This is a genomic window from Streptomyces sp. PT12 (genome assembly GCF_003311645.1).
Lineage (GTDB): Bacteria > Actinomycetota > Actinomycetes > Streptomycetales > Streptomycetaceae > Streptomyces.
The window spans coordinates 59,213-65,717 of sequence record NZ_QEST01000095.1 but is presented as its reverse complement, the minus strand read 5'-3'; the positions used below and the strand labels follow the sequence as shown (position 1 = coordinate 65,717).

Annotated in this window: 4 protein-coding genes; 2 read left to right on the top strand and 2 right to left on the bottom strand. The window is 73.5% G+C overall.

Going from position 1 to position 6,505, the window contains the following annotated elements; all coding sequences use genetic code 11:
• Positions 1-2,338, bottom strand: a 2,338-nt coding sequence (locus DEH69_RS33390; RefSeq protein ID WP_113686747.1) for an acyltransferase domain-containing protein, incomplete at its 3' end; no start/stop codon positions are given.
• A gap of 335 nt (positions 2,339-2,673) precedes the next feature.
• Positions 2,674-3,468: a pectate lyase gene (locus DEH69_RS10940; protein ID WP_113686746.1), complete on the bottom strand. Its 795-nt coding sequence runs from the start codon at positions 3,466-3,468 to the stop codon at positions 2,674-2,676.
• Positions 3,469-4,141: 673 nt separating this feature from the next.
• Between DEH69_RS10940 and DEH69_RS10935 the strand changes: the two genes are divergently transcribed.
• Together DEH69_RS10935 and DEH69_RS10930 are read left to right on the top strand one after the other, a co-directional pair.
• Complete coding sequence (locus tag DEH69_RS10935; RefSeq protein ID WP_113686745.1) at positions 4,142-5,377, top strand: DUF1565 domain-containing protein; 1,236 nt, start codon at positions 4,142-4,144, stop codon at positions 5,375-5,377.
• Positions 5,378-5,427: 50 nt separating this feature from the next.
• Positions 5,428-6,504, top strand: a complete 1,077-nt coding sequence (locus DEH69_RS10930; protein WP_258534585.1) for an ATP-binding protein — start codon at positions 5,428-5,430, stop codon at positions 6,502-6,504.
• The last annotated feature ends 1 nt before the right edge of the window (position 6,505 follow it).

Sequence of the window (6,505 nt, the reverse complement as noted above, 5' to 3'; positions counted from 1 at the left end):
ACGACGACGAACACGCCGTGTCCACCGTCACCGCAGGACCCTCAAGACCCAGCGCGTACGCCACCCGCCCCGACACCACGCTGCCGGTGTTCCCGGTGAGGAGATAGCCCGCGACCTCGTCGTCCGCCGCGTCGGCGCGCCGGTCGTAGTCCATGGTCATCGCGCCCACAAACACGCCGGTGCGCGAGCCCTTCAGGCGCGTGGCGTCGATCCGGCCGTGCTCGAACGCCTCCCACGCGGTTTCGAGCGCAAGCCGCTGCTGGGGGTCCATCGCCAGGGCCTCGCGGGGGGAGATCCCGAAGAACTCGGCGTCGAAGTCCCCGGCGTCGTAGAGGAATCCGCCCGCGCGCTGGTAGAACGTGCCGGGCCTGGCGCGGTCGGGGTCGTAGCGGCCCTCGATGTCCCACCCGCGGTCCGTCGGCAACGGGCCGATCGCGTCCCGCCCTTCGGCCACCAGCTCCCACAACTCCTCGGGCGAGCCCACGCCCCCGGGAAAGCGGCAGCCCATCCCGACGATCGCGATCGGCTCGTCGCGGTGGGCGGACGGCGCGCCGGTGGCGGTGCCGGTGGTCGCGCCGGGCGCGAACGCGCCTGGCGCGCCGAAGAGTTCGGCCTCAAGGTGGCTGCCGAGCGCGGCGGGCGTGGGGTGGTCGAAGACGGCGGTGGGCGAGAGCCGCACGCCGGTGGCCAGGCGCACGCGGTCGCGGATGGCGAGCGCGGTGCCCGAGTCGACGCCCAGGTCGCGGAACGTCCGCCCCGGATCGGGCCTTTCGTCCCTCGCCTCGCCGGGGTGCAGGACGTCCAGGGCCCACTCCCCCACCAACGCGGCGAGCGCGCCTCGGCGTTCGGCCGCGCCCAGGGCTCGCAGCCGCTCCCGCAGCGCGGCACCCGCCCTCGCCGCGCCGTCCGCCTCGGGGCTCTTCCCGCCGTCCCCGGCGAAGAGTTCGGGCGGCAGGTCGAGGGGGACGGGCGCGTCGGGGTCGGCGCGGGGGTCGGCGTGGACGGTGCGCCAGTCGGGCTCGCCGCCCGCGACATACAGCTCGCCCAGCGCGGTCAGGAAGCGGCGCGGCCCGCCCTCGTCGCGCCGCAGCGTGGCCTGCACATGGAGGGCGGCGGCCGACCCCGCGCGTTCGGCGCTGACCTCCATCGCCGAGGTGAGCACGGGGTGCGGGCTGATCTCGACCAGGGCGCGGTGCCCGTCGGCGAGGGCCGCGCGGGTGGCCGCGTGGAAGCGGACGGTGCCGCGCAGGTTGCGGCACCAGTAGGCGGCGTCGAGGCGGTCGTCGGGGTCGAGCGCGCCCCCGGTGACGGCGGAGTAGAACGGCAGCCTCGGGGGCTTGGGCGCGAGCGGTGCGAGGTCGGCGCGCAGCACGGGCAGGATGGCGTCCATGTGCGGGGAGTGCGCCGCCAGGCCGACGGCGACGGTGCGGGCGTGGACGCCCTCGGCGGCGAGGTCGCGCAGCAGCTCGTCGGCGGCGTCGGCGTCGCCCGAGACGACGGTCATGCCGGGGCCGTTCTCGACGGCGACCACGAGGCGTTCCCTGTAGCGCTCGGCGAGGCGGGCGCGCAGCGGCTCGGCGGGCAGCAGGACGGAGACCATCTCGCCCCGGCCCGCGAGGGTGGCCTGCGCCCTGCTCCACAGGGCCACGACGCGCGCGCCGTCCTCCAGGGACAGGGCTCCGCTCACACACGCGGCGGCCACCTCGCCCAGGCTGTGTCCCAGCACGGCGGCGGGCCGCACCCCGGCCGCCTCCCACAGCGCGGCCAGGGAGACCATCACGGAGAACAGCACCGGCTGCACCACTTCCGCCCCGGACAGGGGTGGCGCGCCGTCCGCGTCGACCGCGGCGTCGGCCGTCGACCAGTCGAGAAACGGGGCGAAGGCGTCGTCGCAGTCCCGCATGCGCGCGGCGAAGGCGGGTGAGGTGGCCATCAACTCCCGCGCCATACCCGGCCATTGGGGCCCCTGCCCGGGGAAGACGAACACCGGCCCCGCCGCGGCGGCCTCGGGGCGCCCCTCGATCAGCCCCGGCACCGGGGTGCCGGGAGGGCCGTCGGCCAACGCGGCGAGCGCGGCGGCGAACTCCTCCCGCCCTCCGGCCACGAGCACGGCGCGGTGCGGGCGCGGGGGCGAGGCGTCGAGCCCGAGCAGGGCCCGCCCGACGGCGCCAGGCTCCCAGCCGGGGTGCCGGTCGAGCAGCGCGCGCAGCTCTCGCGCGCCGGCGCGCACGCCTCCGGGGCCGCCACCCGAGAGGACCCAGGGCCGCGCGATGGCGGCGGACGACGGGGACAGGGGGAGGCCCAGGACGCGGGCGGTGCTGGCAGGGACGACCGTCATGTTCTCTCCCGCTGCTGGCCGACCGGCTCATGGCGCGCACTCGGTGGGTGCGGGCCACGGGACCCCCGCGGCCACTCACCCATCCGGCCCGCTCACTCACCGAACGTAAGGGCCACCGCCGGGCCTCACCACCCCTGAACCGCCCCAGCCCCGCCCCACCTCACGCCCCGATCGGCCCCTTTAAGCGGTGGAAACCGGCCCATCCCCCGGGGCCATGGGCGGCCCCTGGCACGGCGGGGGCCACGCCGAGCGGCCCCCCGCGCGCTCGGCGCGGGGGGCCGGTCCCGCCCGGCGCGAGGGAACGCCGGGGGTCACACGGTGGCCACGGACGGAACCTACTGGTAGGTGATGTCCGATGAGGAGTAGCGGCAGTGGGTGCCGTCCGGGTCGGTGCCCGTCTCGTCCGGCTCGTCGCCCTCGTCGTTGCCGATGTACTTCTGGCAGATGGTGATGTCGCGGTCGTCGTCGCCGATGATCGTGATGTTCCGCAGCGTCGCCGAGTCGCCGTAGTTCTCGTTGATGCCGACGAGACGGCTCGCGGGCGCGGTGACCTCGACATTCTCCAGCACGATGGTCCGCCCGTACTGGGTCGAGCAGTTGCCGCACGAGCGCACCAGGGTGGAGAAGTCCTCGGCGGCGAAGTCCCTGACGGTCAGCGTGCCGCCGCCGTTGTGCTGGAGCACCTTGTCGTCGCTGGCGCGGGCCGCGCCGCCGCTGACGAGGAACTGGGAGCCGTCACCGCCGCGGAAGGTGGCCGCGTCCTCGCCGATGTCCTCCCACCAGACGTTGTTCAGCGTGCAGCTGCCCGAGCAGTGCACGCCGTCGGCGCCCGGCGAGCCGATGAGCACATTGCTCAACGATTCACCCTGTGAAAGCTCGAACACCGGCAGCTGGTCCTCGCCCTGGCCGCCGTCGCCCAGCTCGGGGCCCGGCACATAGCGCACATTGCCGCCGTCGAAGGAACCGTCGACCTCGATGGTCTCGTTGACGACGACCTCGTCGGTGGCCTGCGGCCACTCGACGGCGAGGGTGTCAGCCACGGGCGCGGGGGCTTCCGCGTCGGGCCCCTGGGCGAACGCCGTCGTGCCGCCGGCGGCCAGGGCCCCGGCGAACACGGCGGCCAGCAGCATCCGGGCCGGCCTTCCGCTGACAAGTCGGTGGGGGGATCGCATCGTTTCGCTGCCTCTCGATGATGTTTCCGAACGGTCCCGCTGCGCACGGGCGTTGGGTGGGGGAATGGTGTGGGGGTCGGTCCGTCGGTGACGAACCGATGAAAAGGCAGGGACAAGGAACTCACAGCGGCAGGCAGAACGAAATTCCCGCAACGCCTGACGCAGGGGCGCACATGCACTACCGCGCTTGGACCGACCCGCGGAAACCTTGCCGCAAGCGCTTTCTTTTCCCGGAATGTATCGACGGTGTTAATCACTGTCAAGGCTCTTGACCGGGGCCGGAATTCGGGATCCAGAATGCCGGAACGCTTGCAGAATGGGTGTGGAATATGGCGCTCACCGTGTGGACTTTCCCGCTGAGTCGGCCATGGGAAGGGGCCCGAGGAATACGCGATCCAGGGACTCTTGACGCCGTGACGGCGGGTCAGTACGTTCGCAGCGTTCCGGGCGTGGGAGCGCCTCCACGCCGCCCGGGGTGACGCGTGCCGAGCGCCCCGCGTCTCGCTCGACCCCCACCGCACAGCGACCTCGCCGCCGTTCCGCGCCCGCTGGCTGAAACCATTCAGTCCCTACCGTTCGGCGACTCGGCCCGCCGACGCCGCAGACGGCTGCCCTCCCTTGGAGAGGAACGATGAAACGCAACGCCCTCCTGGTCCCCGCGGGCCTGCTGGCCTGGGCCGTCACCGCGCTGTCGGGGCTAGGCGCCGCGACCGCCGCCCCCCTGGCCGCCTCCGCCGCCGTCGGGTCGACGCCGGTGGAAGCGGCGGCCGCCCACCTCTATGTCGCGCCGGACGGCGACGACGCCGCCCCCGGCACCCTCGACGAGCCGCTGCGCACCGTGCAGCGCGGCGTCGACCTGGCCGAGCCCGGCACGACCATCCATCTCAGGGCGGGCACCTACGCGCCCGCCACCAACATCAGGCTGCTGGCGAGCGGCACCGCGAGCGAGCCCATCACGCTCCGCGCCCACGAGGGCGAACGGGCCGTGATCGACGGCGAGAACATGCCGCACACCCCCGCCCCAGTGGACGGCAGCATCCCGCGGGCCGAGCGCGGGGCGATCCATCTGGCGGGCGATCACTGGCGGTTGATCGACCTGGAGATCATCAACGGCCCCTACGGCGTCTTCGGCGTGGACACCAGCGGCAACGTCTTCGACGGCCTGGTCACGCGCGACAACTACGAGTCCGGGCTGCACCTCCAGGGCGCGTCCGGCGGCAACCAGATCCTGAACCTGGACAGTTACGGCAACCGCGACCCGCGCAAGAACGGCGAGAGCGCCGACGGCCTTGCCATCAAGGAGGGTTCGGGCAGCGGCAACGTGGTGCGCGGCGCGCGCCTGTGGAACAACTCAGACGACGGCTACGACGCCTGGGAGTTCCTCTCCCCCGTCCTCGTCGAGGACAGCCTGGCCTGGGGCAACGGCTACAACCGGTGGAACCTTCCCGACTACACCGGCGACGGCAACGGCTTCAAGCTGGGCGGCGGCGACGAGGACCTGCCCGCCGCGCATGTCACCCGCAACAGCATGGCCTGGGACAACTCGGTCGGTGGGTTCATCGACAACGCCAACCCCGGCGCGCTGGTGGCCGAGCGCTGCACGGCCTGGGACAACGGCGGGACGGGGTTCGACTTCGCGGACGCCGACGGCACGCTGACCGCGAACCTGGCGGTGGGCAACGGCACGGACGCCTCCCTGGGCTCCGGCTCGTCCGGCGACGGCAACTCCTGGGACATCGGCGGCTCGTGGTCGTTCGCCAGCACCGACCCCGGCACGATCACCGGGCCGCGCGGGTCCGACGGGGCGATCCCCTCGTCCCCGTTCCTGCGCCCGGCGAACGGCGCGGAGGTCGGCGCCCGCTTCTGACCGCGCGCGCCCGCCGCCGCCGATATCGGATGGTCGCGGCGGCGGCGGGTGTGAATGATGGGCGGGCGCAGTCATCGATCACCGTCACCCCGGCCCTGCTCCCCGACGTCCCGCTCCATGTCGCGGTGGTCAGGCCGGTGTTCGTGTGGGGAGCGCCCGGCATCGGCAAGAGCTCGCTGGTCCGCTCGTTCGCCGCCTCGCTCGGGCTCGAGTGCGTGACGCTCGTCGGCACCCAGCTGGCCGCAGAGGACCTGATCGGCGTGCCCGAACTGCGGGACGGGCGCAGCAGGTTCGCGCCGCCGGAGGCGATCGCGCGGGACGACGCCTACTGCCTGTTCCTCGACGAGCTCAACGCCTCCGCGCCCGAGGTGCAGAAGGCGTTCTACTCGCTGATCCTCGACCGGCGCATCGGGGCGTACGAGCTGCCCGCGGGATCCATCGTGATCGGCGCCGGGAACCGGGCCACCGACAACGCGCTGGCCAGGCCCATGGCGTCGGCGCTTGTCAACCGGCTGGTGCACATCCATCTGCGGGCCAGCCCCGACGACTGGCTCACCTGGGCGGTGGGCGCGGGCATCCACCCGTGGATCACCGACTACCTCACGCAGCGCCCCGACCATCTGGTGGTGGCGCCGCCGAAGGTCGAGGAGGTGTTCTCCACGCCGCGCAGCTGGCACATGCTGTCCGACGCGCTGCGCTCCTACGGCGACGGCATACCCGAGGAGACGCTGCGGTTGCTCGCGGCGGGGACGCTGTCCCCCGGGCACGCGTCGGCGTTCTGCGGCTATGTCAAGATCGTCCGCCACCGCTACAGCCTTCCCGCGGTGGTGCGCGGCGACGCCAGGTGGCCCGCCGCGCCCGCCGACCGGGACCTGCCGTACTTCCTGGCCGAGGCGTTCCGGGCGCGCCTGGTCAAGGAGTTGCCCGCCGACCGGGACCACGCGTCGCCCGCCGTGCGGCAGTTCGCGCACCGCGGCAAGGCGCTGCTTCTCGATCTCGCCGACGTGTCCCTGGAGTGCGCCCAGTTGGTGATCGCCACGGATGACGCCGGGGCTCCTGTGCTGCCGTCGTGGTTTCTCGTCGAGGTGAGCCGCGATCTGCCGCGGCTGGTCTCGGCCCGGGCCTGAG

What these genes read in the sequence shown, in the direction of transcription:
- DEH69_RS10940 (WP_113686746.1), bottom strand. Translation starts at nt 3,468, where the DNA reads ATGCTGCTGGCCGCCGTGTTCGCCGGGGCCCTGGCCGCCGGCGGCACG.
- DEH69_RS10935 (WP_113686745.1), top strand. Translation starts at nt 4,142, where the DNA reads ATGAAACGCAACGCCCTCCTGGTCCCCGCGGGCCTGCTGGCCTGGGCC.